Origin of the sequence: Arthrobacter sp. H-02-3 (assembly GCF_003097355.1) — a bacterium.
GTDB classification, from domain to species: Bacteria; Actinomycetota; Actinomycetes; order Actinomycetales; family Micrococcaceae; genus Arthrobacter; species Arthrobacter humicola.
The window spans coordinates 181,638-203,569 of the sequence record NZ_PYUI01000007.1 but is presented as its reverse complement, the minus strand read 5'-3'; the positions used below and the strand labels follow the sequence as shown (position 1 = coordinate 203,569).

The window sequence follows — 21,932 nt, the reverse complement described above, 5'->3', positions numbered from 1 at the left end:
TGCATGCGGACGTCGGCGGCCATGTCAGGTCGCTTTCCCGGAGCGTTTCCAGCCGCCGTGCCGGGATTCGGCCAGCCCCAGCAGCCCGAGCCGGCCAAGTCCGGCACGGACCGATTCCACGCTCAAGCCGCCCACTACGGCCAGCTTCTCGACCGAGCTCGTGGTCCGCAACGGCAACGCATCGAGCAGGATCAAGTCCTCGAGGGTGAGGCCGTCATGGACTTCTGCCCGGCCGGCCTTGTCCGGGGGCAGGGCCTCACCACTCGGGGAGGCGAGCTCGGCGATTTCCCCCGCGTCCGTGACGCACACGGCCCCGCCTTCCCGAAGCAGCCGGTGGCAGCCGGCGGAGTTGGCGCTGTGGATGGATCCGGGCACGGCGCCCACGGCTCTGCCCAGGCTTTCGGCGTGGTGGGCCGTGTTGAGGGCGCCGGAGCGCCACCTGGCCTCGACAACCACCGTGACGGAGGCCAAGGCCGCAATGAGCCGGTTCCGCTGGAGGAACCGGTAGCGGGTGGGTGCGGATCCGGGCGGGACTTCGGCCAGGACTGCGCCGTGGTCCGCCACCGCCCGGAGCAGGTCCTCGTTCCCGGCGGGATAGAAGCGGTCCACTCCCCCGGCCATGACCGCGATGGTGGGCAGGGCGCCCGTGCCTCCGGCCAGCGCGGCCCTGTGGGCGTGGGCATCAATCCCATAGGCGCCGCCGGAGACGACGGTGAAGCCGCGCTGGGCCAGGGAGTACGCGAGGTCACCCGTCACCGAGGCGCCGTAGCTGGTGCTGTCCCGGGAGCCCACCAGGGCGATGGCTTTGGCCGCGGGCGGCAGCTCCTGCTCGACGCCGCGCCACCACAGGCACACGGGCTCCTGGAGTCCGAGGTCGGCCAGCTGCCGGGGCCACAGCTCATCTGAGGGGATGATGATCCGTCCGCCGAGCCGGCGCATGGTGGCCAGGTCCCGTTCCGGTGCGAGGTCGGGGATGCGCGGCGCCCAGCGCTGCAGCGCCCCGGCCAACCCTGACCAGCCGCTGCCGGAGCCGCTCTCTGCCAGGATCGCGGTGATCTCCCGTTCCAGCTCGGGACCGGCGGCGAGCCGGCCGCACGCGATCCTCAGGGCGTCCTGCGCTCCTGCGGCCTGCACCAGGGCCAGGGCCGCCGCGTCCTGAGGCTCGAAGAGGCGGGACAGTGCGGCCCGGGCGGTTCGTACGTCGTCGCTCATGGTGCTTCCTTTCGCGTGGCGTTTGGGGGTACGGGGTCGTGCCCGGGCTCAAGGAGTCGCCGTCGCGGCCTGGCGGAGGCCCAGCGCCTGGCCGACGTCGTCCGTGTCCGGGACGTCGTGCCGGGACAGGTCCGCCAGCGTCCAGGCGAGGCGCAGCACGCGGTCGTAGCCGCGGGCTGTCAGGACGCCGCGTTCCAGGGCGTAGTCCAGGACGCGCGTGGTGGGTGCACTAAGCCGCAGGGCTCCGCGGAGCAGCCGTCCCGGCACCTGCGCGTTCGTTTCCAGCCCGAAGGGCAGCAGCCGCTCCAGCTGACGGGCCCGGGCCGCGCGGACGCGCTCTGCGATGCTCGCAGTGCCTTCCTCGGCCGCGGGCTGGCCGAAGCCGGCGAGCGAGACGCGCTCCACTTCGAGCTGGATGTCCACCCTGTCCAGCAACGGGCCGGAGAGCCGGGCCTGGTAGCGGCGACGCATGGTGGGTGTGCAGACGCAGTCCACTCCCTTCCCGGTGGCCTTGCCGCAGGGACAGGGGTTGGCCGCGAGGACCAGCTGGAACCGGGCGGGATAGGCCGCGGCCCCCGCCGAGCGGTGGATGACCAGCTCGCCGCTTTCCAGCGGCTGCCGCAGGGCGTCCAGGACGCCGCGGTCGTACTCGGGGGCCTCGTCGAGGAAGAGCACTCCGCGGTGCGCGCGGGACGCTGCCCCGGGGCGCGGCAGCCCTGACCCGCCGCCGATGATGGCCACCGCCGTCGCGGTGTGGTGCGGGTTCTCGTAGGGCGGCCGGCGCAGCAGCTGCACGGAGCCCGAGGGCAGCGAGCACAAGGAGTGGATGGCGGTCACCTCCATGGCCTCGGTGTCGCCCAGGTCCGGCAGGAGGCCGGGCAACCGCTCGGCCAGCATGGTCTTCCCGGCACCGGGCGGCCCCGTCAGCAGAAGGTGGTGGGCACCCGCGGCGGCCACTTCCAGGGCGCGGCGCGCCGCGGCCTGCCCGGAGACATCGCACATGTCCGGCGCCAGTGCGGGACCGGTGCCGGAATCAGGGCTGTCGGCGTCCTCGGGCTCGGGCTCGAAGTCCAGGGCGAGGTCCTGCGGATCCGCGCCGCAGTCGAACGCGAGTCTGGCCAGCGTGGCGTAGCCGCGGACCCGTGCGCCCGGGACGAGTTCGGCCTCGGCCACGTTGGCCCTGGCCACCACGACGTCCGGGTAGCCGGCCCGCACCGCGGCCATCACCGCCGGAAGGATGCCCCGCACGGGCCGCAGACGGCCGTCCAGGCCGAGCTCGGCGATGAAGACGGTGCGGCCGGTGGACCGGATGTCATTCGCCGCCAGCAGGACGGCCATGGCAATGGCGAGGTCGAAGCCCGAGCCGCGCTTGGGCAGGGAAGCCGGGATCAGGTTGGCCGTAATTTTCCGGCGGCTCAGCGGGATTCCCGAGTTCTGGGCGGCGGAGCGGATCCGTTCCTTGGCCTCGTTGAGCGAGGCGTCCGGCAGTCCCAGGATCACGAACGCCGGCAGGGTCTGGCCGATGTCTGCCTCGACCTCCACGATGTAGCCGTTGAGGCCCACCAGGGCGACCGAATAGCTCCGGCCCAGCCCCACCTAGCCCACCCCCTTGAGGTGTTCGACGGCGGGCTCGCCGGTGCCGTCGTCGATCACGGCGATCACGTCCACGCGGCAGGGCGGCGCGCCCAGCCCCTGGACACGGCACCACGCCGACGCCAGGCGGTGGAGCCGGGCCAGCTTGTCCGCGCCGACTGCCTCGAAGGGATGGCCGTAAGCGAGGGATTTGCGGGTTTTCACCTCGGCGATGACCAGGGCGTCGCCGTCGAGCGCGACAATGTCGATCTCGCCCTCAGGGCAGCGCCAGTTGCGCTCCAGCACTCGCATACCAAGCGATTCAAGGTAGCCGGCGGCGAGGTCCTCCCCGCGCCGGCCCAGCACATCCTTAGCTCTCATGCCTCCAGCGTGCAGCGCCGCCGGGAACGGCCATAGAGCACACTTGGGCTATGTGGAAACCCTCATGGAAAGTCCCTGCGCGGGCCCTGTGGAGGAAGAGTCGAGCAAATACAGCGGCAACCGGCTGCCGCGAAAGTTCCCGCGGGGATCAGTTGCCGAGGTCCTCGACCTTGGGCAGGGCCAGTTCCTCGCTGCGGGGCAGTTCCTCGACGTTGACGTCCTTGAACGTGATGACGCGGACGCTCTTGACGAACCGGGCGGAGCGGTAAACGTCCCACACCCAGGCGTCCTGCAGTGTGAGGTCGAAGTAGACCTCGCCGTCGGCGCTGCGGGCCTGCAGGTCTACGTGGTTGGCAAGGTAGAAACGCCGCTCGGTCTCGACCACATAGCTGAACAGCCCGACGACGTCGCGGTATTCGCGGTAGAGCTGTAGCTCCATGTCGGTTTCATAGTTTTCAAGGTCCTCGGCACTCATGGTTCCATCTTGCACCATCCGGCGCCGGCCGCGCGCCACAAGTCCGGTCCGCGCCGGCCGTCGCAATGGGGACGGGAGTGCGGCCGCGGCACGCTAGAGCAGCTGCCAGCTGACCCTGTGGTACGGCGTTGGACCGGCGGCACGGAGCGCTTCCTTGTGCGCGGCGGTACCGTAGCCCTTGTTCTCGTCCCAGCCGTAGGCCGGGTATTCGATGTGCAGCTCGCTCATCATCCGGTCCCGTTCCACCTTGGCAAGGATGCTGGCCGCGGCGACGCTGAGGCACTGCATATCGGCTTTCACGAGCGTGTGCACCGGGGCGTCGCAGCCGGGGTCGGCGGGAGCCTCGTCAAACAGGGAGGGCTGGAGATCGGGCGAGAGCCAGTTGTGGCTGCCGTCGAGCAGGACGACCTCGGGCCGGACGCCGGCGGCGAGGACAGCGCACCAGGCGCGGTTGCCGGCCAGCCGGAGGGCGCCGATGATACCGAGCTCGTCGATCTCGTTCGCGGACGCGTGTCCGACGGCGGACGCGACGCTCCAGTCCCGGACCACCGGCACCAGCCGCTCACGGTCGGCGACCTTGAGCAGCTTGCTGTCCCGGACATCGGCCAGGAGCTTCTGCCGTTGCAGGTCGACGACGGCGATCCCCACGCTGACGGGGCCGGCGAGGGCACCGCGGCCGACCTCGTCGATGCCCGCGAGCAGCCGCGCGCCGGAGCGGCGGAAACGGCGTTCGTAGTCGAGGGTGGGGGCGTCGGACATGGCGGGCGGCTTACTTTCCGGCCGGGGCGGGCACGCTGCGGAACACGCCCGGATAGTTGTCCAGTGCCGAGATCCTGTTCAGCGGCCAGGCGATGACGGCGGCCTGGCCTTCGATGTCCGACTCGTTGACGAATCCACCGTTGGTGCCCATGTGGGCGCGTGAGTCCGCGGAGTGGTTGCGGTTGTCGCCCATGACCCAGACCTTGCCGGCTGGCACGACGACGTCGAAGTCGCGGACCTGGGGAATCTCGGCGGGATTTATGTACTTCTCGTCCAGCGGCGCGCCGTTGATGGTGAGCTGTCCGCCGGCGTCGCAGCAGACCACGTGGTCGCCGGGTAGCCCGATGACGCGCTTGACCAGGTGCTGTTCGGAGTTGTCCGGGAGCAGGCCGACGAACGTCAGCCCGTCCTGCACCCAGGTGAAGGGGCCTTTCGTCTTCTGGGCTGCGGGGGCGAGCCAGCCCTGGCTGTCCCGGAACACCACGACGTCGCCGCGCTGGAGGGCGATGGGCTGCGGCACGAGGAGGTTGACGAAGATGCGGTCGTTCACGTCGAGGGTGTTGACCATGGATTCGGAGGGAATGTAAAAGGCCCGGAACAGGAAGGTCTTGATCAGGAAGGACAGCACGACCGCCACGACGACCACGGTGGCCACCTCCTTCAGCCACAGGAAGAGCGGGCTGCGCCCTTCACGGGCCTTGGCCCGCTTGGCCCGCCGGGAGGACTTCCCGGCGTGGGCAGGTCCGGCGGGCCGCTCCTCGTGGGCAGCCACGGCGGCCCCACCAGCGTCGGCACTGTCAGAATCAGGCCGGTGAGAATCAGGCCGGTCAGAACCAGGCCGGTCAGAATCAGGCCGGTCCGCGCGCGGCGCTCCACCGCTGGTGTCCTGCTCGTCGGGGATCGCCGAGGAGGTCACCCGGGGTAGGTCCTGACCCTGCGGATCAGGACTGCGCGGTTCGGTCTCGGGCATCTACTGTCCGTTCGTCGTCGTCGTTGTCGCAGCCGATTGAGGCCGCGCTACTGCTGCAAATCTATCAAGCGGCCAGATGATCTGTACCGGCCGGCCGATGACGCGTTCCAGCGGCACCATGCCGCCGCCGGGGGCGCCGAGGAGGCTCCGGGAATCGGCCGAGAGGGAACGGTGGTCCCCCATGAGCCACAGCCGCCCGGCCGGCACCTCAACACTGAACTTCATTTCACTCGGGGTGTCCCCCGGGTACACATAGGGTTCCGCAACTTGCTGGCCGTTGACTGTGAGCCGGCCGCTGGCGTCGCAGCACACCACGCGGTCTCCGGGCAGGCCGATCACACGCTTGACGTACGTGGTGTCGCTGCCGGCGAGGCCCAGCCAGCGTCCGGCTTCGGCGAGGGCGTCCACCACGGGTCCGTTGCCGCTGTTCAGCGGGGCGAAGGAGCCTCGCCCGTCGAAGACCACGACGTCGCCTCGGTTCAGGGACTCAGGGCCGGTCCGCTCCACAAGGATCCGGTCCCCGGTGAGCAGGAGCGGTTCCATGGACGCGGACGGGATGTAGTAGACATCCACCCACAGCGAGCGGACCACGGCGCTGATGGCCACCGCGAGCACCAGGGCCAGCAACGCAAAACGCCAGCCCGGTTTCCTGGGCTGGCGTTTTGGCTGTTCCATGTTCCGTATCCCTTGGCGCTGTCGTGAACTAAAGTGCGCTGTTGCGGATAGCTCCGGCGGCACGCCGGGCACGGTCCGTGGACCCGCGGCGGAAGACTGCGTGGAAGTCCGGGAGGACTTACTTGGCGGTCTGGAAGTCGCGCTTTTCCTTGATCTTCGCGGCCTTACCACGCAGGTTACGCATGTAGTAAAGCTTGGCGCGGCGCACGTCACCCTTGGAGACGAGCTCGATCTTGTCGATGATCGGGGAGTGCACCGGGAAGGTACGCTCCACGCCGACGCCGAAGGAGACCTTGCGGACGGTGAAGGTTTCGCGGACGCCGTCGCCCTGGCGGCCCAGGACGAAGCCCTGGAAAACCTGGACGCGGGAGTTCTTGCCTTCGATGATGTTCACGTGAACCTTGATGGTGTCACCCGCGCGGAACTCGGGAACATCGGTGCGCAGCGAGGCTGCATCTACGGAATCGAGGATATGCATTGATCCACTCCTGGTGAACGCCACAGGTCACTCACGTTGGGTTACGGCGGCCAGGCCAGGGGGCGTTTGCCGCCCGGAATTGTCCGCCGAAAGTTTGTCAATCCGGCCCTGTCAGGAATAGACGGGACCGGGGTGCCGGGCTGTTGGTAGCGCTCCCCCTGTGGCAGGTTCGCAACCCAGCAGGCACAAGGACTAATTTTGCCACATTTGGTGCGGGTTAGCCCAATCCCCTCGGCTAGGCGTCCGGACGCCGCTTGAGCCGGCCGTCGACGACGTCGTACCCCAGGTCGGCGAAGGCCGTGCGGTCCGCGCGGGGCAGTTTGCCGGCGTCGAATTCGGCGAGCAGATCAGGGCGGCGTTCGGCGGTGCGCCGGTACTGCTCGTGCCGGCGCCACTGGGCGATCTTGCCGTGGTTGCCGCTCAGCAGCACTGCCGGGACGTCCCGGTCCCGCCAGCTGGAGGGCTTCGTGTAGACGGGGTACTCCAGCAGCCCGTCCGAGTGGGACTCTTCCACGAGGGACTCGGGATTGCCGACGACGCCGGGCAGCAGGCGCCCGATTGCCTCAACCATCGCCAGCACGGCGACCTCGCCACCGTTGAGGACATAGTCCCCCAGGCTCATCGGGCGCACCGTGAAGTGGTCCGCCGCCCATTCCAGGACCCGTTCATCGATGCCCTCGTACCGGCCGCAGGCGAAGACCAGCTGCTCCTCCTCCGCGAGCTGATGGGCGGTGGCCTGGGTGAACCGCTCCCCCGCCGGCGACGGGACAATCAGCACCGGCTTGCGGGCATCCCCGGAATCCCCGGCACCCGCAGCGTCCCCGGACCCCTCGGCCGCGACGGCGGTGAGGGCCTGCGCCCAGGGCTCGGGCTTCATGACCATCCCGGCGCCGCCACCATAGGGCGTGTCGTCGACCGTGCGGTGCCGGTCGGTCGTGAAGTCCCGCAGGTCATGGACCCGCAGGTCCAGCAGGCCGTCCTGACGGGCCTTGCCGATCAAGGACAGTTCCAGCGGGGCCAGATACTCCGGGAAGATGCTGACGACGTCGATTCTCATCTACGCGTTGCTCCCGGCCTCGGTGCCGCGTTCTCCAGCCGGCTGGTTCCCGGCGGCCGGCTCGTCAGCGGACTCGTCCGCGTTGACCTCGAAGAGTCCGGGCGGCGGGGTGACCACCAGGTACTTGTCCCCCACGTTGACCTCCGGCACGATCTGCTCGACAAACGGGACCAGGACCTCCTGACCCGCGGCCGTGGTGACCACCAGCAGGTCCTGGACGGGCATCGTGTGCAGTCCGGAGACCTTGCCCACCACGTTGCCGCCCACCCGGACGTCCAGGCCCACGAGCTCGTGCTCGTACCAGCCTTCATCGTCGTCGTCGGCGCCGATGTCCTCGGTCTCGATGAACAGCTTGGCCCCGCGCAAGGTCTCGGCCTGGTTGCGGGTCTCGATCTCGTCGAAGGCCAGCAGCAGGATGTCCTTGTTCCAGCGGGCGCTGAACACCGTCAGCGGCCCGGAGGACGCGGGTTCCACGATGAACTGCGTACCGGGGACAAAGCGGTCGCCGGGCGCATCGGTGAGCACCTGGACGGTCACTTCGCCGCGGATGCCATGGGGTTTGCCGATTCGTGCGACCTGGAGCTGCATCTGTTCCTCTGTTCGGGGTGGGTCGGGGTTGGTTGGCGCGGAAAACAGTCCGGCCCCTCCACCATTATCTGGTGAAGGGGCCGGGCTAAAGACAAGTAATGCTGAACGCGTTAGCGGCGGCGGTCCGTGTCGACGACGTCGACCCTGACCGGCTCGCCGTCCGCCAGCGCCGCAACCACAGTGCGCAGTGCGCGTGCGGTCCGGCCCTGCCGGCCGATCACCCGTCCGAGGTCGTCCTGATGAACGCGCACCTCGAGGGTTTCCCCGCGGCGGTTGTTCTTCGCACTGACCTTGACGTCCTCGGGGCTGTCAACAATCCCGCGGACCAGGTGTTCGAGCGCTTCTGCCAGCAATTTACTCAGCCTCGGTGGTCTCTGCTTCGGCGGCGTCGGCGGGAGCCTCGGCAGCTTCGTCCTTCTTGGCCTTCTTGGTGATGGCTTCCGGGATGATCACGGAACCCTTTTCCGGCGTAACGAAGGCAGCCTTGGGAGCCTTCGTCTTCAAGGTTCCCTCCTGGCCCGGGAGACCCTTGAACTTCTGCCAGTCACCGGTGATCTTGAGGATCGCGGCAACCTGCTCGGACGGCTGTGCGCCGACGCCGAGCCAGTACTGGGCACGGTCCGTGTCGACCTCGATGTACGAGGGCTCTTCGGTCGGGTGGTACTTGCCGATCTCTTCGATGGCACGGCCATCACGCTTGGAGCGTGCGTCCATGACGACGATGCGGTAGTACGGTGCGCGCATCTTACCGAAGCGCTTAAGGCGAATCTTTACGGCCACTTTTGTGGTCACTCCTGTTTCTGAAACGGGGTCGAGCCCGGCGTTCTGCACCCGTGGGGCGGGCCGTACTAGGGGGTTCTAAAGGACAAGATCCGGACGCGGAGAGAGGGGCCACGCAGATCGAGTACCTGTTCATTGTGCCAGATGACCGGCAGGATTTCGACTTGACACGGCCTGGCCGTCCGGTCAGGACGTCCAGACGTAGAGACCGGACTTGGTGGCGGGGTCAATTCCGGCGGCCAGTTCGGCGATCCGGCGGACATAAGCCCGGGCCTGGTCCGCACCGAAGGGCATGTCCTCCTCGGCGGCCCAGTTGGCCGCAACGTCCTCGAGGACGTCGCCCTCCCCCTCGGTTTCGTAGGTGAGCAGTTCCGCGAGCGTCCGGACCATGGCGGAGGGGACGCCGAGCAGGGAGTCGCTGGCCACGTCCACCATCGCCAGTTCGTAGTCCGCGCCCGGGGCGTGCACGGCCACTCCGGCGAGGTCGCCGAGCCGTTCGACCTCGAAGTCGCTGATGTCCGGGATGCGCACGGCGTCCGGGGCGGCCGCGCCGCCCGCTTCGAGCGCGCCGGCGCGTTTGAGGGCGGCGTCGTGGGTGGACACAAAGATTTCGGTAAATCCCATGCAGCTGGTCCTTAGATGTCTGGCGGCGCTTGGCCGCTGTTTTTGGCGTCGCTTCAGCCTAATCGCTTCAGCGCAGCCGCGCCCCGGCCGCTGGACATGCCCTCGGTGACCGTGTCCTCGGTGACCGTGCCGGACTGCGCGTCATCTGGCCCCGCCCGTGGACATGCCCTCCCCTGACCGTGAGCAATGGACATATGGCCGCTATGTCCATTCCCGGCCGCGACCGATGGACATGTCCAGCGGTCCTGTCAGCGAACAGCGTGCATGTCCGGCGGGGAGCTGTGAACGCTGGACATGTTCAGCGAACAGCGGGCATGTCCAGCGGGCGGCCGCGACCGATGGACATGTCCAGCGGTCCTGTCATTGGACGCTGTGCATGTCCGGCGGGGAACTGTGAACGCTGGACATGTTCACCGAACAGCGTGCATGTCCAGCGGGGAGCTGTTAACGCTGGACATGTTCAGCGAACAGCCCGCCCTTAGCGCACGGCTACGCGGATGCGGTTGCGCCACGGGTCCTCGAAGCGGAGCTCGGCGCCGGTGTGGTGCGAGTCGACGCCGGCCACCTTGAGGCGGTCAGCCAGGGAACCGACGTCGTCACCGGAGGGCACTTCGATGAGCACCTCGCCCAGGCCCAGGGTGTCGCGTCGGGGGCCGGCGCCGCGGCTGTTCCAGACGTTCATGGCCATGTGGTGGTGGTAGCCGCCGGCCGAGACGAACAGGGCCTGGCCATGCCAGCCCGCGGTCTTTTCGAAGCCCAGGGTGCCGACATAGAACTCATGCGCCGTGTGGACGTCGCCCACCTGCAGGTGCACGTGCCCGACGCCGGCGGCCGCCTCGCGCTGGCCGCTCAGGGACTCTTCGGTCAGGTGCTGCTGCAGGTAGCGCTGCGGCGGCAGCGCCAGACTGTCCATGACGACGTTCTTGCCTTCCCAGGACCAGTCCTGCCGCGGCCGGTCCCAGTACAGCTCGATGCCGTTGCCTTCGGGGTCGTTGAAGTAGAAGGCCTCGCTGACGAGGTGGTCCGCGCTGCCGGTGAAGGACTGGGGCTCGTACTGGGCCGCGCTGGCAACGGTGGCCGCCAGGGAGTGTTGGTCCTCGAAGAGGAGGGCGGTGTGGAAGAGCCCGGCTTCGCCGCGGGAGGGCAGATTCAAGCCCGGGGCGGGCGCCAGGTGGACCAGGGGCTTCTGCCGGCGGCCAAGGTAGAGTCCGCCGTCCTGTTCGGCCACGATGTCCAGGCCGAGGGCGCGCTGGTAGTAGTCGGTCATGAGCTTCATGTCGCCGACCTTGAGCATCACGGTGCCCATGGTGAGTGCGGCAGGAAGGAGATCCTGGGTGCTGGCTTCTGCGGTCATTGAAACTCTCCGGGGGTTCGGTGGCCACCGGGCTTTCGGTGACCTTGCATAGTATTAAATTACTTGAAGCTTCAATTTATTCCTAACGGGTTGGCCGGCCCCGCAGGACAATGTGCTTCAGTCCGGCCAGGGTCCCGAGGTCCTGTCGGGGGTCCTTCGCGCACACCAGTACGTCGGCACTGGCCCCTTCGGTGATGCCGTCCGCGCCGAGCCAGGTCCGCGCGGACCAGCTGGCAGCGCCGAGGGCAGCCGCGGCGGACAGCCCGGCGGCGTGCAGGGCCCGGATCTCGTCCACGATCCGGCCGTGCCTGATCACGCTGCCGGCATCGGTGCCGGCATAGATGGCCACCCCGGCCTCGTGGGCTTCGAGAACCCGCTCCGCGCGCCGCTCCCACAGCGAGCGCATGTGGGCCGCATAGCGGGGGAACTTGGCCTCCGCCCGCGCCGCGATGTCCGGGAACGTGGCGATGTTGATCAGCGTGGGCACGATCGGGACGCCTTGTTCGAGGAAGCGCGGCAGGTGCCTCGGCAGCAGGCCGGTGGCGTGCTCGATGCAGTCGATCCCGGCGTCGAGCATGTCATCGAGGGTGTCTTCGGCGAAGCAGTGCGCGGTGACGCGGGCCCCTTCATCATGGGCGGCTTGGACGGCATCCTTGACCGTCCGGGCCGGAAAGCTGGCGGCGAGGTCGCCGGCGTCGCGGTCGATCCAGTCCCCCACGAGCTTGACCCAGCCGTCGCCGGCACGGGCCTGCTTCCGCACGGCCTCGACCAGGCCGTCCGGTTCCACCTCGACGGCGAAGCCGCGCAGGTAGCGCCGGGTGCGGGCGATGTGCCGGCCGGCGCGGATGATCCGCGGAAGGTCCGTGCGCTGCTGGAGCCAGCGCGTGTCGTGGACGGCGCCGGCATCGCGGACCAGGAGGGTCCCGGCGTCGCGGTCCGTGACGGCCTGGGTCTCCGCGGCGTCCTCGGCAACGTCTCCGCCCGGGCCGAGGCCGATGTGGCAGTGTGCGTCCACCAGCCCGGGAATGACCCAGCCATCCAGCACGCGCTCCGGCGCGGCGCCGGGCCGGTGGAACGTGAGCCGGCCGTCGACGGACCAGAGGCCGTGGCGTACCGTGTCCGGCCCGGCAAGGACGGGGCCGCTGAATTCGATGATGCCGGTCATGGCATCAAGGGTAGTCCCCATGTCGCTGCGTCGGCCGCGTCACACTGGACAGCCGTCCGGCGGCGCGTGGTAGCTTCATCTACGACCACACGGGTGCCCCTGCAGGGGCTGAGATCGGGCTGACGCGGCCTGCGACCGTTGAACCTGTCCGGGTAATGCCGGCGAAGGAAGTGAGTATTTTCCGTGAATACGCAAATTGCACAGCACAGCCCTATCCAAAACCAGTCCGGCCAAAACCTGCCTGCCGACTCTGAGGCGGGCGCGACGCAGTCATTGAAGTCCCACTCGCTGGCCTTCACGACGGACCCGGAGCACGGCATCCGCGTCCCGGTGACCGAGATCGCGCTGGAACCCTCGCCGGGCGGCGTCGAGAACCCTCCATTCCGGGTCTACCGCACGGCCGGGCCGGGCAGCGATCCGGTGGTGGGGCTGGCCCCGTTCCGCAACGGCTGGATCGCCGGGCGGGGTGACACGGAGCCGTACCGCGGCCGGGAACGCAATCTGCTCGACGACGGCAGGTCCGCGGTGCGCCGCGGTGCCGCCTCCGCGGAATGGCGGGGCGCCCCGCCAGAGCCCCGCCGCGCGGTCGAGGGCCGGACGGTCACCCAGATGCATTACGCGCGGCAGGGCATCGTGACACCGGAAATGCGGTTTGTTGCGCTGCGCGAGAACTGCGATGTGGAGCTGGTCCGCAGCGAGGTGGCAGCGGGCCGGGCCATGATTCCCAGCAATATCAACCACCCGGAGTCCGAGCCGATGATCATCGGCAAGGCGTTCCTGGTGAAAATCAACGCCAACATCGGCAATTCCGCGGTGACCAGCTCCATCGCCGAGGAAGTGGACAAACTTCAGTGGGCCACCCAGTGGGGTGCGGATACGGTGATGGACCTCTCCACCGGAGACGATATCCACACCACGCGCGAATGGATCATCCGCAACTCCCCCGTCCCGATCGGAACGGTCCCGATCTACCAGGCGCTGGAGAAGGTCAACGGCGAGGCCAACGCCCTGACCTGGGAGATCTTCCGGGACACCGTGATCGAACAGTGCGAGCAGGGGGTGGACTACATGACCATCCATGCCGGGGTGCTGCTGCGCTACGTCCCCCTGACGGCCAACCGGGTCACCGGGATCGTGTCCCGCGGCGGTTCCATCATGGCCGGCTGGTGCCTGGCGCACCATCAGGAGAACTTCCTCTACACCCACTTCGACGAGCTCTGCGAAATCTTCGCCAAGTACGACGTCGCGTTCTCCCTCGGCGACGGGTTGCGGCCCGGCGCGACGGCGGACGCCAACGACGCCGCGCAGTTCGCCGAACTCGACACGCTGGCCGAACTCACCCAGCGGGCCTGGGAGTTCGATGTGCAGGTCATGGTGGAGGGCCCAGGACACGTGCCGTTCCACCTCGTCCGGGAAAATGTGGAGCGCCAGCAGGAGCTCTGCAAGGGTGCCCCGTTCTACACGCTGGGGCCCCTGGTTACGGACATCGCACCGGGCTATGACCACATCACCTCGGCGATCGGCGCCACGGAGATTGCCCGTTATGGCACCGCGATGCTCTGCTACGTGACGCCCAAGGAGCATCTGGGGCTGCCGAACAAGGACGATGTGAAGACCGGAGTGATCACGTACAAGATCGCCGCCCACGCCGCCGACCTCGCCAAGGGCCACCCCGGAGCGCACGAACGCGACGATGCCCTGTCCAAGGCGCGGTTTGAGTTCCGCTGGCGGGACCAGTTCGCGCTGTCCCTGGATCCGGTGACCGCCGAGGCCTTCCACGATGAGACGCTCCCCGCGGAGCCGGCCAAGACGGCGCACTTCTGCTCGATGTGCGGCCCCAAGTTCTGCTCCATGCGGATCAGCCAGGACATCCGGGACGAATATGGTTCCGCCGACTCGCAGGCGGCACTGGCGCAGATGGCCGCCGGGATGCGGGAGAAGAGCAACGAATTCCTGGCAGCGGGCGGCAAGGTCTACCTGCCCCAGCCGACCGTGGGAGCACAGGCCTCGGCCTAGTCCGCGGTCCGGGACGCCTGCCCTGCTGGGCGGGCGCCCCGGACAGCCATGGGGATGGCCCCCTGATGAGGCACTAGCGGGATGCGACAAGGCGTTCCGACCGCGCGACGCGTCGCTCTCAGGATGTCGGCGTCGGTGCCGGCGTCCGTGCCGGATTCGGCGTCGGCGTCCGTGCCGGATTGGCGGCGATGTTCCTGTAGAGCTCGGAGTTGAGCGTCGTGTGGCCGTGGTCGTCGGTGACGTAGACCTCGAAGGTGAAGATGCTTGCGTCGTGGTCGAGCGCGAACTCGATCGTGGGGCTCGTTACGGAAATCGCCCCTTCCGAGATGATTCGGCCATACTTCTGCTCCGGGGGACTGAGGTCTGTGCCGCGCTGCGCGGGGTCGCGGATGAAGTATCGGACCGTGTACGGCGCGGACGGCAGTGACCGCAGGGTCGGGAAGAAGCTGAAGTCTCTTGTGCCGGGCTTGAACTGCTCCGCACGCCACTGGTAGGCGGTTACGGCGGGCGTGAGGGCGTCGTCGAGGTCGCGGATGCCGGTGCGGTTCGTTTGGGCGTCGAAGCTGCGGTCATGCCCGCCGAAGGCTTTGGCGACCGGTCCGAGACCGAAGCCGAGGGCCAGGCCGAGCCCAATCGAGACCATCGGGATGAGGATTGCCGCCACGCGTGCCCGGCGCAGCAGACCCGTCCTCACGGATTGTCGGTGCATCGAGAGCGTGTTCGGCACAGCGCCTGTGTACACAGTTCTCGAGTACGGGCTGCCGGCCGCGCGAGCCCATGCCTCGATGTGCGCGGCGCGCGGCGGCAAGGGGGCTTCCGCGCCCCCAACGTAGTTCCAGTAGGCCAGAAACGGCAGCGGCAAGTCCCGGAGCCGGCCATACGGGTCCCTAAAGGTGAAGGTCGGGACCATCCGGTACTGGATGCCCCCGCGCCCGGCGTACCGGTGGGGATAGGGGTGGAAGTCTTCAAGCTGCGTGCGATCGACCCTGGCCCGGGCGAGGAACGCCTTCGTCACGATCGCCGCGTCCGGCGTGAGCGTGACCCACTCGCCGGCGTACCAGAGCAGGACGGCGCCGAAGACCGCGAAAATGATTGCCCCCGCCATGATGAGCGCCTCCGCCCAGGCCGCGATGATCGTGCTGTCGCGCTCGTTGACCAGGATCGAGCCGGCTACCGCCGCGACCGCGAGCGCCAGCAGGCCCGCACCGAGGGCCGCGCCAGCCCAGCCCGGCATCCGCAGCGCACGAATGCGGGTCGGCAAATCATCCTCCCGGAAGTGATCCCCTGAACTTGGAACGACCATCGCTACCCCCATCCCCGCTCCCCCGTCGCCGAGTGTAGTGCCCAGACACCGTTTCCGACAATGAATGCGCAGGTCAGGGGCAGGAATGAGGGCGCACCCCTTTTCACCGCTTGGTGTTGCTCGACGGGACTTTGAGTTGTCTTGCAACCCATGCGTTCCGAGGCAAGGTCAGGACGCCGCAGTCTCCGCGGCCAAGCCCGGTGGAGAGCCGATGCTTGCCAGGGATGTTTAGGGCAGACTGGTGGCGTGAGCGGAATCCGGTGGGTGCTGCACGTCGATCTCGACCAGTTCATCGCGGCGGTCGAAGTGCTCCGGCGGCCGGAGCTTGCGGGCAAGCCGATCATTGTCGGCGGTCGGGGCGACCCCACGGAACGAGCTGTGGTGTCGACCGCATCCTACGAAGCCAGGGCGTTCGGCGTGGGTTCCGGAATGCCCTTACGCATTGCGGCCCGGAAAGTGCCCGACGCTGTGATCCTGCCCGTCGATCAGGAGGCTTACCTCGCGGCGTCTGAAACGGTAATGGCTACCCTGCGCGCGCAGCCCGGCGCCACCGTGCAGGTGCTGGGTTGGGATGAAGCCTTTGTAGGCACGGAGACGGAGAATCCGGAGGCCTACGCCCGGCAGGTGCAGGCCGCTGTCCTGGAGCAAACGCGGCTGCATTGCAGCGTGGGCATCGGCGACACGCTGGTCCGGGCAAAGGTCGCTACCGGGTTCGGCAAGCCGGCCGGCGTCTTCCGCCTCACTGCCGGGAACTGGCTCGATGTCATGGGCAGTCGGCCCACCAAGGACCTGTGGGGCGTCGGAACCAAAGTGTCGGGCCGCCTGGCCAAACTCGGCATCAACACAGTGGCCGAGCTCGCCGCGTCCGAGCCCCAGGTCCTGGTCCCGGAGTTCGGCCCCAGAATGGGTCCTTGGTACGCGGAGCTCGGACGCGGGGACGGCACCAGCGTTGTGGACGATACCCCGTGGGTTGCCCGCGGGCATAGCCGGGAGACCACCTTCCAGCGCGACCTGACCGAGCCCGCCCAGGTGGACGACGCCGTGAGGGAGCTGACGGCGCGTGTCCTTGAGGATGTTGTGGCCGAAGGACGGCCCGTGATTGGGCTGACCCTCAAGGTTCGGTACGCGCCGTTCCTCACCACGACCCACGCGAGGAAGATTCCCGAGACATTCGACCGGAACGAAATCCTCGCGCGGGCCTTGGACCTCGCAGCCGGAATCGAAGCCGGCCGTCCGATCCGGCTCCTGGGCCTGCGGGCCGAAATGGCAATGCCCGACGATGCCCGAAAGGGACATACGCCGACGCGCGGCGGTTGGTGACGACGTCGCTGCAGGCAATTCGCGAAAGGCGACTCCCATGAACACAACACCTTCTTCGAGTCTGCACCTCACCTCGGCGACGGCCTCCGACCGGCCGAGGTCGGACCAGGATCTGCCGCAGGTCGACGCCATACGGCGGGTGCGTGCCGCGGGTGAGCGAGCATTGGTCCTCGGTGGTGGCGGATCGGCAGGCAATGCGTGGTTGATCGGTATCGTCGCCGGCCTGTCTGAAGCCGGTTTGGATGTCACCGAGGCTGATCTGATCATCGGGACGTCGGCCGGATCAACGGCGGCGGCCCAAATAACTGGCGCGGCGCCGACCCAACTGCTTGCCCAAATCCTTGCTTCTGCGCCCCAACAACGGACTGGTCCGGTCGGATCCGACGGCGGACGCGTTCCAGGTGGGCCGGCCGACCATCTGGAGAGAACGAGGGGAATCATCGGGGCCGCTGATGATGCGGCCGATATGCGCCGCAGAATGGGCGCGGCGGCGCTCGACATGGATGCGGCGTCGGATGGCTCCGGGCAAACGCGGTGGCGCGCTACCGTCGCCGCGCGGCTGCCCAGTCAGCTCTGGCCGCAACGAACGGTGCTCATCACGGCGGTCGATGCCCATACCGGTGAACCGGTCGTGTTCGACCGCGACAGCGGAGTCGACCTGGCGGACGCCGTCGCCGCCAGCTGCGCCAGTGGCTTCGCCTACACCATCGGCGACAACCGATACATCGACGGCGGCTACCGGCGCAACGAGAATGCCGATCTGGCAGCCGGATACGGGCGGGTGCTGGTGCTGTCACCACTTGGCGGCAGAACACGGACACCGTTGGACTGGGGCATGCATCTTGCCGCACAGGCCGACGAACTCCGCGCACGCGGCAGCGGAGTCGAAACGATCTTGCCGGATAGCAACTCCCTCAACGCATTCGGCAGCAATCTGATGGATCTGTCAACGCGTCCGGCCGCCGCTCAAGCGGGTTACGACGAAGGCAGAGCCCTTGCCGAGCAGCTCACCGAATTCTGGCGTTAGCGCCCACGAAATCAGTCGGCTCGGTGGGCATGACGTCATCTGTTCATGCCTCGGATGCCTGACCCGACGACGTTCACGCGCCTGGACGGCCTCGGATGTGAAGCCATCGGGCAACGACTCAGTGACCTCCAGGCGGCCCGTTCCCGCGAATCATTGTGGGCCGGCGCCGGGCAAGCTACTATTTCACCCGTGCTGAGGCAGGTTGCGGATGGTGTGCTGGTCCACGAGAGCGGGTTCTGCCAGAGCAACGCCGTGGTCGTGCAGGGGCGGGCTGGCGTGTTGCTCATCGACGCCGGTGTGCACGACGCCGAGATGGCCTGCCTCGCGAAGGATCTGTCCGATTCGGGTCAGGCCGTTGCGGCGGGATTCTCGACGCATCCGCATTGGGATCACTTGCTCTGGCACCCCGGTTTTGGAGCTCCTGTCCGTTGGGGCACCGCGCTCTGCTCGGATACGGCCCGCGAGCGGCTGTCGCACGGCATCGATTCACATCGGCTCGGCATCCCCGCTCAGGTGCCGATGGACCTGCTCGGCCTCATCACCGGCCTGCCAGTCGGGGCTGTGCAGATTCCCTGGGATGGCCCTCCTGTGCGGATCCTCGAGCATCAGGCGCACGCCCCTGGCCATGCGGCGCTGTTGATTGAGGAACGAGGGGTTCTTGTCGCCGGGGACATGCTTTCCGATGTCCTGATTCCAATGCTCGACCTGAGCGACACCGCTGACCCGATCGAGGATTACCTCGCCGCGCTGCATCTGCTGGCGAGCGTGGCCGGTGACGTCGATGTCGTCATCCCCGGGCACGGGTCCGTCGGAGGAACCGACCAGGTCCACGCACGGATCGATCAGGATTTGGCATATGTGCACGCCTTGCGTGACGCACGTGATCCGAGCGACCCGCGCGTCGGCCCCTCGGCTCAAGAGGGCTGGGACTGGGTGAGCGACGTTCACTCACGGCAACTCGAGCGTCTCGCCGAAAGAAGCGCCCGCGGCGGGATCCCCGGCTAGCGGTTGCTCAAACCAGTATCGCGGCCAGCATGGCCGGCCTTTTGGGGGAGGTCTAATGAGTATGAAGCGTCCGCTGGGCACGGCACTGGGGGTCATGGGAGTTGCGGCCCTTCTCGTCAAACTTGTCGTCAAGTTCCACGAAGCCATCAGCTATCCGGACGGTCTCAAGGTCTTTGGGGTGGCCCTGCTCATCATGGCGGTTGCCATACCGCCCTGGTTGGCGTGGCTGTTCCACAGTGCGAGAACATTCAAGACGCGGCTGCAGAAAGACCATCCTGGAGCCCTTGTTGTCGACACCTTTTGGACCGGGCAGGAACTCGGGAGATTCCTCAAGAAAGGGCCGTTGATATCAAAGACGAAAGGGAGGGGATTCATCCTGGACCTGGTCGCAGACGCCCGCGGTCTCCAGCTGGTCAGACAACGACGGCGACCAGTCTATTTCGGAATCGTGCCTTGGGAGCGGGTTGTCTCAGTGAGAATGGATACCCTGCGGAGGCCACTTAGTCGCCGTGCCCTGTTGGTCATTGAGATTGAATCGCGGGACACCCCGTATGTCGCAATCATCCGTTTGGTGCCTTCCGGAAGGCAGAACAGGGAAACTGGAATGTCGCTTGCCGACCTGATCCTAGCGAGGCGGCCTCGCATTCCCTTCCTGGAGGATCGTGCATAGCCTGGGCTGCCCGTCGGAGGCGAAACGACACCCCGCTTGGGGGACGCTAGTTCTCAGGAAGCCCGGGCATGCTGGAGCCGACTGACCTCGCCGATGAACGAGCGGATGACCCGGTCCCCTTCGGTGGAATCCTGGGGCCGGTGTCCGCCCGGGGCGGTGCGGTGCAAGGCGCCGGTCTCGCGCAGGTAGCCCGCGATTTCCTCGTAGAGGGGTTCCCAGCCGCCGGTCAGGACCAGCGTCGGCACGCCGGGCACGATCTGCAGCGGCGCGTCCCACGGCGGAGCCTGCAGGCGGAGCCGGCGTGCGGCCCGGAGGGCCTCCGGCGTCGTGGCCCCCGGGGCGTCGGCGGCGAAGACACGGCGGATATATTCGCGCTGGAAGTCGTCGTCGCTGAGGTTGTGCCGGACATCGAAAAGCGGCTGCATGAGCGCCCGGTGCGCGGCGGTGGCCGGGAGCTCCGCGGTCAAGGACAGGCAGGCCGGTTCCACCAGGGTCAGGGACTGGACGAGGTCGGGGCGCTCGACGGCGGCGATCATGGCGGCGATGGCGCCCTGCGAGTGGGCCACCACGTGGCCGCCGGCCTCGCCGCGGCCGTCGTCCGCCAGTGATGCGAGCACGATGGCGGCGTCGGCGGCGAAGTCGGATTCAAGCGGTTCCGCAACGGGGTCAAACCCGTGCCGGCGCAGGAACAGGGCGTCGTAGTCCAGCGCCATCCCGTGCTGCTTTGGCCACGCGGCGGCCCCAAAGCTGCCAGCCCCGTGGACGAAGACTACGCGCTGCTTGAACATGGTCTAACCCTATGGCACTTCAGTGCTGATGCCGCCGGCGACACAGCCCCGGCGGCATCAGCGTGCGGTGGCTATTTGCTGCCGCCGAGGAACTTGTCGAAGCCCTTGGGCAGGTTCAGCTGGGACGGATCGAAGTCGCCGCCCTGCTGGCCGAACGACGCTCCGGTGGGCAGGGCCTTGGCGCCGGCCGCACGCCGGGCCTCGGCGTCGCGCAGTTCCTGCGCGGCCTTGGCCGGGTTGCCGGAGCGGGCCTTCTTCTTGGGCGCTGACTTGGCACCCTTGCGGGCGCCTCCCCCGCCACCCATGCCGGGCATCCCCGGCATTCCGGGCATGCCGCCGCCGGCGGCCATCTTCTTCATCATCTTCTGGGCCTGGGCGAAGCGCTCCAGCAGGCCGTTGACCTCGGAGACGTGCACACCCGAGCCGCGGGCGATGCGGGCCCGGCGGGAGCCGTTGATGATCTTGGGTGCCACGCGCTCGTGCGGGGTCATCGAGCGGACAATGGCCTCGACCCGGTCGATCTCGCGCTCGTCGAACTGCTCCAGTTGCTGCCGGATGTTCTGTGCACCCGGCATCATCATGAGCATCTTCTTCATGGAGCCCATGTTGCGGATCTGCTGCATCTGGGCGAGGAAGTCGTCCAGGGTGAAGTCTTCCTGGTCGGCGAACTTCTTCGCCATCCGGGCGGCCTCGTCCTTGTCCCAGGATTTCTCGGCCTGCTCGATCAGGGTGAGGACGTCACCCATGTCGAGGATGCGCGAGGCCATGCGGTCCGGGTGGAAGAGCTCGAAGTCGTCCAGGCCTTCGCCGGTGGACGCGAACATGACCGGCTTGCCGGTGACCGACGCGACGGAGAGCGCGGCACCGCCGCGGGCGTCGCCGTCGAGCTTGGACAGCACGATGCCGGTGAAGTTGACGCCCTCGTCGAAGGCCATTGCCGTGTTGACGGCGTCCTGGCCGATCATGGAGTCGATGACGAACAGGACTTCGTTGGGGACGATGGCGCGGCGGATCTGGCGCGCCTGTTCCATCATGTCGGCGTCGACGCCGAGACGGCCGGCGGTGTCCACGATCACGACGTCGTGGAGGGTGCGCTTGGCTTCCTCGACGCCGGCGCGAGCGACGGCGACCGGGTCACCGGCGGGGTGGTCAAGTTCGGTGGACGTGGCGCCCGGGTGCGGGGCGAAGACGGGCACGCCGGCGCGCTGGCCGACCACCTGCAGCTGGGTGACGGCGTTGGGGCGCTGAAGGTCGCAGGCAACGAGCATCGGGCTGTGGCCCTGGGCCTTGAGCCACTTGGACAGCTTGCCGGCCAGGGTGGTCTTACCGGCGCCCTGGAGGCCGGCCAGCATGATGATGGTGGGCCCGGTCTTGGCCAGGCGGATCCGGCGGGTCTCGCCGCCGAGGATCTCCACGAGTTCCTCGTTGACGATCTTCACGATCTGCTGGCTCGGGTTCAGCGCGCCGGATACCTCGGCGCCGAGGGCACGCTCACGCACGCGGCCGGTGAACTCCCGGACCACGGGCACGGCGACGTCGGCGTCCAGGAGGGCACGCCGGATCTCCCGGACGGTGGCGTCAACGTCCGCCTCGGTCAGGCGGCCCTTGCCACGCAGATTCTTGAAGGTTGCTGTCAACCGGTCAGAGAGTGAATTGAACACGCGCCGTGCACTTCTTTCAGTGGATCTACAGGTGGCGGCCGGTCCGGCACGC

Annotated in this window: 23 protein-coding genes and 1 riboswitch; of the genes, 5 read left to right on the top strand and 18 right to left on the bottom strand. The window is 68.0% G+C overall.

Annotated elements, in window-relative coordinates:
- Nucleotides 1-24: 24 nt before the first annotated feature.
- The 15 genes from dprA to C9424_RS09470 all read right to left on the bottom strand — a co-directional run bounded on the left by dprA (nucleotide 25) and on the right by C9424_RS09470 (nucleotide 12,090).
- The gene (gene dprA / locus C9424_RS09540) at nucleotides 25-1,212 is read right to left on the bottom strand and encodes a DNA-processing protein DprA (protein ID WP_116766616.1); all 1,188 of its coding nucleotides are present in this window, start codon (nucleotides 1,210-1,212) and stop codon (nucleotides 25-27) included.
- A 48-nt stretch (nucleotides 1,213-1,260) separates the two neighbouring features.
- The gene (locus C9424_RS09535; protein ID WP_116766615.1) at nucleotides 1,261-2,808 is read right to left on the bottom strand and encodes a YifB family Mg chelatase-like AAA ATPase; all 1,548 of its coding nucleotides are present in this window, start codon (nucleotides 2,806-2,808) and stop codon (nucleotides 1,261-1,263) included.
- A complete protein-coding gene (locus C9424_RS09530; protein ID WP_116766614.1) occupies nucleotides 2,809-3,165 on the bottom strand; it encodes a YraN family protein in 357 nt (118 codons plus the stop codon).
- Nucleotides 3,166-3,313: 148 nt separating this feature from the next.
- Nucleotides 3,314-3,640, bottom strand: a complete 327-nt coding sequence (locus tag C9424_RS09525; RefSeq protein WP_018773443.1) for a DUF2469 domain-containing protein — start codon at nucleotides 3,638-3,640, stop codon at nucleotides 3,314-3,316.
- A gap of 93 nt (nucleotides 3,641-3,733) precedes the next feature.
- Nucleotides 3,734-4,399: a ribonuclease HII gene (locus C9424_RS09520; RefSeq protein WP_116766613.1), complete on the bottom strand. Its 666-nt coding sequence runs from the start codon at nucleotides 4,397-4,399 to the stop codon at nucleotides 3,734-3,736.
- A 10-nt stretch (nucleotides 4,400-4,409) separates the two neighbouring features.
- Nucleotides 4,410-5,171 carry a signal peptidase I gene (gene lepB / locus C9424_RS09515; RefSeq protein WP_116766612.1) on the bottom strand — a complete coding sequence of 254 codons (762 nt, stop codon included), beginning with the start codon at nucleotides 5,169-5,171 and terminating at the stop codon, nucleotides 4,410-4,412.
- Nucleotides 5,172-5,369: 198 nt separating this feature from the next.
- Nucleotides 5,370-6,044, bottom strand: a complete 675-nt coding sequence (gene lepB, locus C9424_RS09510) for a signal peptidase I (protein WP_116766611.1) — start codon at nucleotides 6,042-6,044, stop codon at nucleotides 5,370-5,372.
- A gap of 118 nt (nucleotides 6,045-6,162) precedes the next feature.
- A complete protein-coding gene (rplS, locus tag C9424_RS09505) occupies nucleotides 6,163-6,522 on the bottom strand; it encodes a 50S ribosomal protein L19 (protein WP_091256284.1) in 360 nt (119 codons plus the stop codon).
- Between the two features lie 235 nt (nucleotides 6,523-6,757).
- On the bottom strand, nucleotides 6,758-7,579 hold the full coding sequence (gene trmD, locus C9424_RS09500) for a tRNA (guanosine(37)-N1)-methyltransferase TrmD (protein WP_116766610.1): 822 nt from the start codon (nucleotides 7,577-7,579) through the stop codon (nucleotides 6,758-6,760).
- Nucleotides 7,580-8,167 (bottom strand): ribosome maturation factor RimM, encoded by a 588-nt coding sequence (gene rimM / locus C9424_RS09495; protein ID WP_116766609.1) that lies wholly within the window; start codon nucleotides 8,165-8,167, stop codon nucleotides 7,580-7,582.
- A gap of 110 nt (nucleotides 8,168-8,277) precedes the next feature.
- Nucleotides 8,278-8,520: an RNA-binding protein gene (locus C9424_RS09490; RefSeq protein WP_018773450.1), complete on the bottom strand. Its 243-nt coding sequence runs from the start codon at nucleotides 8,518-8,520 to the stop codon at nucleotides 8,278-8,280.
- 1 nt (nucleotide 8,521) lies between these two features.
- On the bottom strand, nucleotides 8,522-8,947 hold the full coding sequence (gene rpsP, locus C9424_RS09485; protein WP_091256308.1) for a 30S ribosomal protein S16: 426 nt from the start codon (nucleotides 8,945-8,947) through the stop codon (nucleotides 8,522-8,524).
- 186 nt (nucleotides 8,948-9,133) lie between these two features.
- On the bottom strand, nucleotides 9,134-9,571 hold the full coding sequence (locus tag C9424_RS09480) for a hypothetical protein (protein ID WP_116766608.1): 438 nt from the start codon (nucleotides 9,569-9,571) through the stop codon (nucleotides 9,134-9,136).
- A gap of 478 nt (nucleotides 9,572-10,049) precedes the next feature.
- Complete coding sequence (locus C9424_RS09475; RefSeq protein ID WP_116766607.1) at nucleotides 10,050-10,925, bottom strand: VOC family protein; 876 nt, start codon at nucleotides 10,923-10,925, stop codon at nucleotides 10,050-10,052.
- 82 nt (nucleotides 10,926-11,007) lie between these two features.
- On the bottom strand, nucleotides 11,008-12,090 hold the full coding sequence (locus tag C9424_RS09470) for an amidohydrolase family protein (RefSeq protein ID WP_116766606.1): 1,083 nt from the start codon (nucleotides 12,088-12,090) through the stop codon (nucleotides 11,008-11,010).
- 79 nt (nucleotides 12,091-12,169) lie between these two features.
- A riboswitch (TPP riboswitch) is annotated at nucleotides 12,170-12,277 on the top strand.
- On the opposite strand from C9424_RS09470, the gene thiC reads away from it, so the two are divergent.
- Nucleotides 12,274-14,106 (top strand): phosphomethylpyrimidine synthase ThiC, encoded by a 1,833-nt coding sequence (gene thiC / locus C9424_RS09465; protein ID WP_116766605.1) that lies wholly within the window; start codon nucleotides 12,274-12,276, stop codon nucleotides 14,104-14,106. (Overlaps the previous riboswitch by 4 nt.)
- A 118-nt stretch (nucleotides 14,107-14,224) precedes the next feature.
- Here thiC and C9424_RS09460 read toward each other — a convergent pair whose 3' ends face one another.
- Nucleotides 14,225-15,367, bottom strand: a complete 1,143-nt coding sequence (locus C9424_RS09460; RefSeq protein ID WP_133247506.1) for a hypothetical protein — start codon at nucleotides 15,365-15,367, stop codon at nucleotides 14,225-14,227.
- A 288-nt stretch (nucleotides 15,368-15,655) separates the two neighbouring features.
- On the opposite strand from C9424_RS09460, the gene C9424_RS09455 reads away from it, so the two are divergent.
- The 4 genes from C9424_RS09455 to C9424_RS09440 all read left to right on the top strand — a co-directional run bounded on the left by C9424_RS09455 (nucleotide 15,656) and on the right by C9424_RS09440 (nucleotide 19,431).
- Nucleotides 15,656-16,729: a DNA polymerase IV gene (locus C9424_RS09455; RefSeq protein WP_442862023.1), complete on the top strand. Its 1,074-nt coding sequence runs from the start codon at nucleotides 15,656-15,658 to the stop codon at nucleotides 16,727-16,729.
- A 37-nt stretch (nucleotides 16,730-16,766) separates the two neighbouring features.
- Nucleotides 16,767-17,756, top strand: a complete 990-nt coding sequence (locus C9424_RS09450) for a patatin-like phospholipase family protein (RefSeq protein ID WP_116766602.1) — start codon at nucleotides 16,767-16,769, stop codon at nucleotides 17,754-17,756.
- 189 nt (nucleotides 17,757-17,945) lie between these two features.
- Nucleotides 17,946-18,761, top strand: coding sequence for an MBL fold metallo-hydrolase (locus C9424_RS09445; protein ID WP_116766637.1), 816 nt, complete (start codon nucleotides 17,946-17,948; stop codon nucleotides 18,759-18,761).
- Between the two features lie 55 nt (nucleotides 18,762-18,816).
- Nucleotides 18,817-19,431, top strand: coding sequence for a hypothetical protein (locus tag C9424_RS09440; protein ID WP_133247505.1), 615 nt, complete (start codon nucleotides 18,817-18,819; stop codon nucleotides 19,429-19,431).
- A gap of 53 nt (nucleotides 19,432-19,484) precedes the next feature.
- Here the strand turns inward: C9424_RS09440 and C9424_RS09435 are convergent, their stop codons facing one another.
- Together C9424_RS09435 and ffh are read right to left on the bottom strand one after the other, a co-directional pair.
- Nucleotides 19,485-20,219, bottom strand: a complete 735-nt coding sequence (locus C9424_RS09435; RefSeq protein WP_116766600.1) for an alpha/beta fold hydrolase — start codon at nucleotides 20,217-20,219, stop codon at nucleotides 19,485-19,487.
- A 71-nt stretch (nucleotides 20,220-20,290) separates the two neighbouring features.
- Complete coding sequence (ffh, locus tag C9424_RS09430) at nucleotides 20,291-21,880, bottom strand: signal recognition particle protein (protein WP_091256272.1); 1,590 nt, start codon at nucleotides 21,878-21,880, stop codon at nucleotides 20,291-20,293.
- Nucleotides 21,881-21,932: the final 52 nt, after the last annotated feature.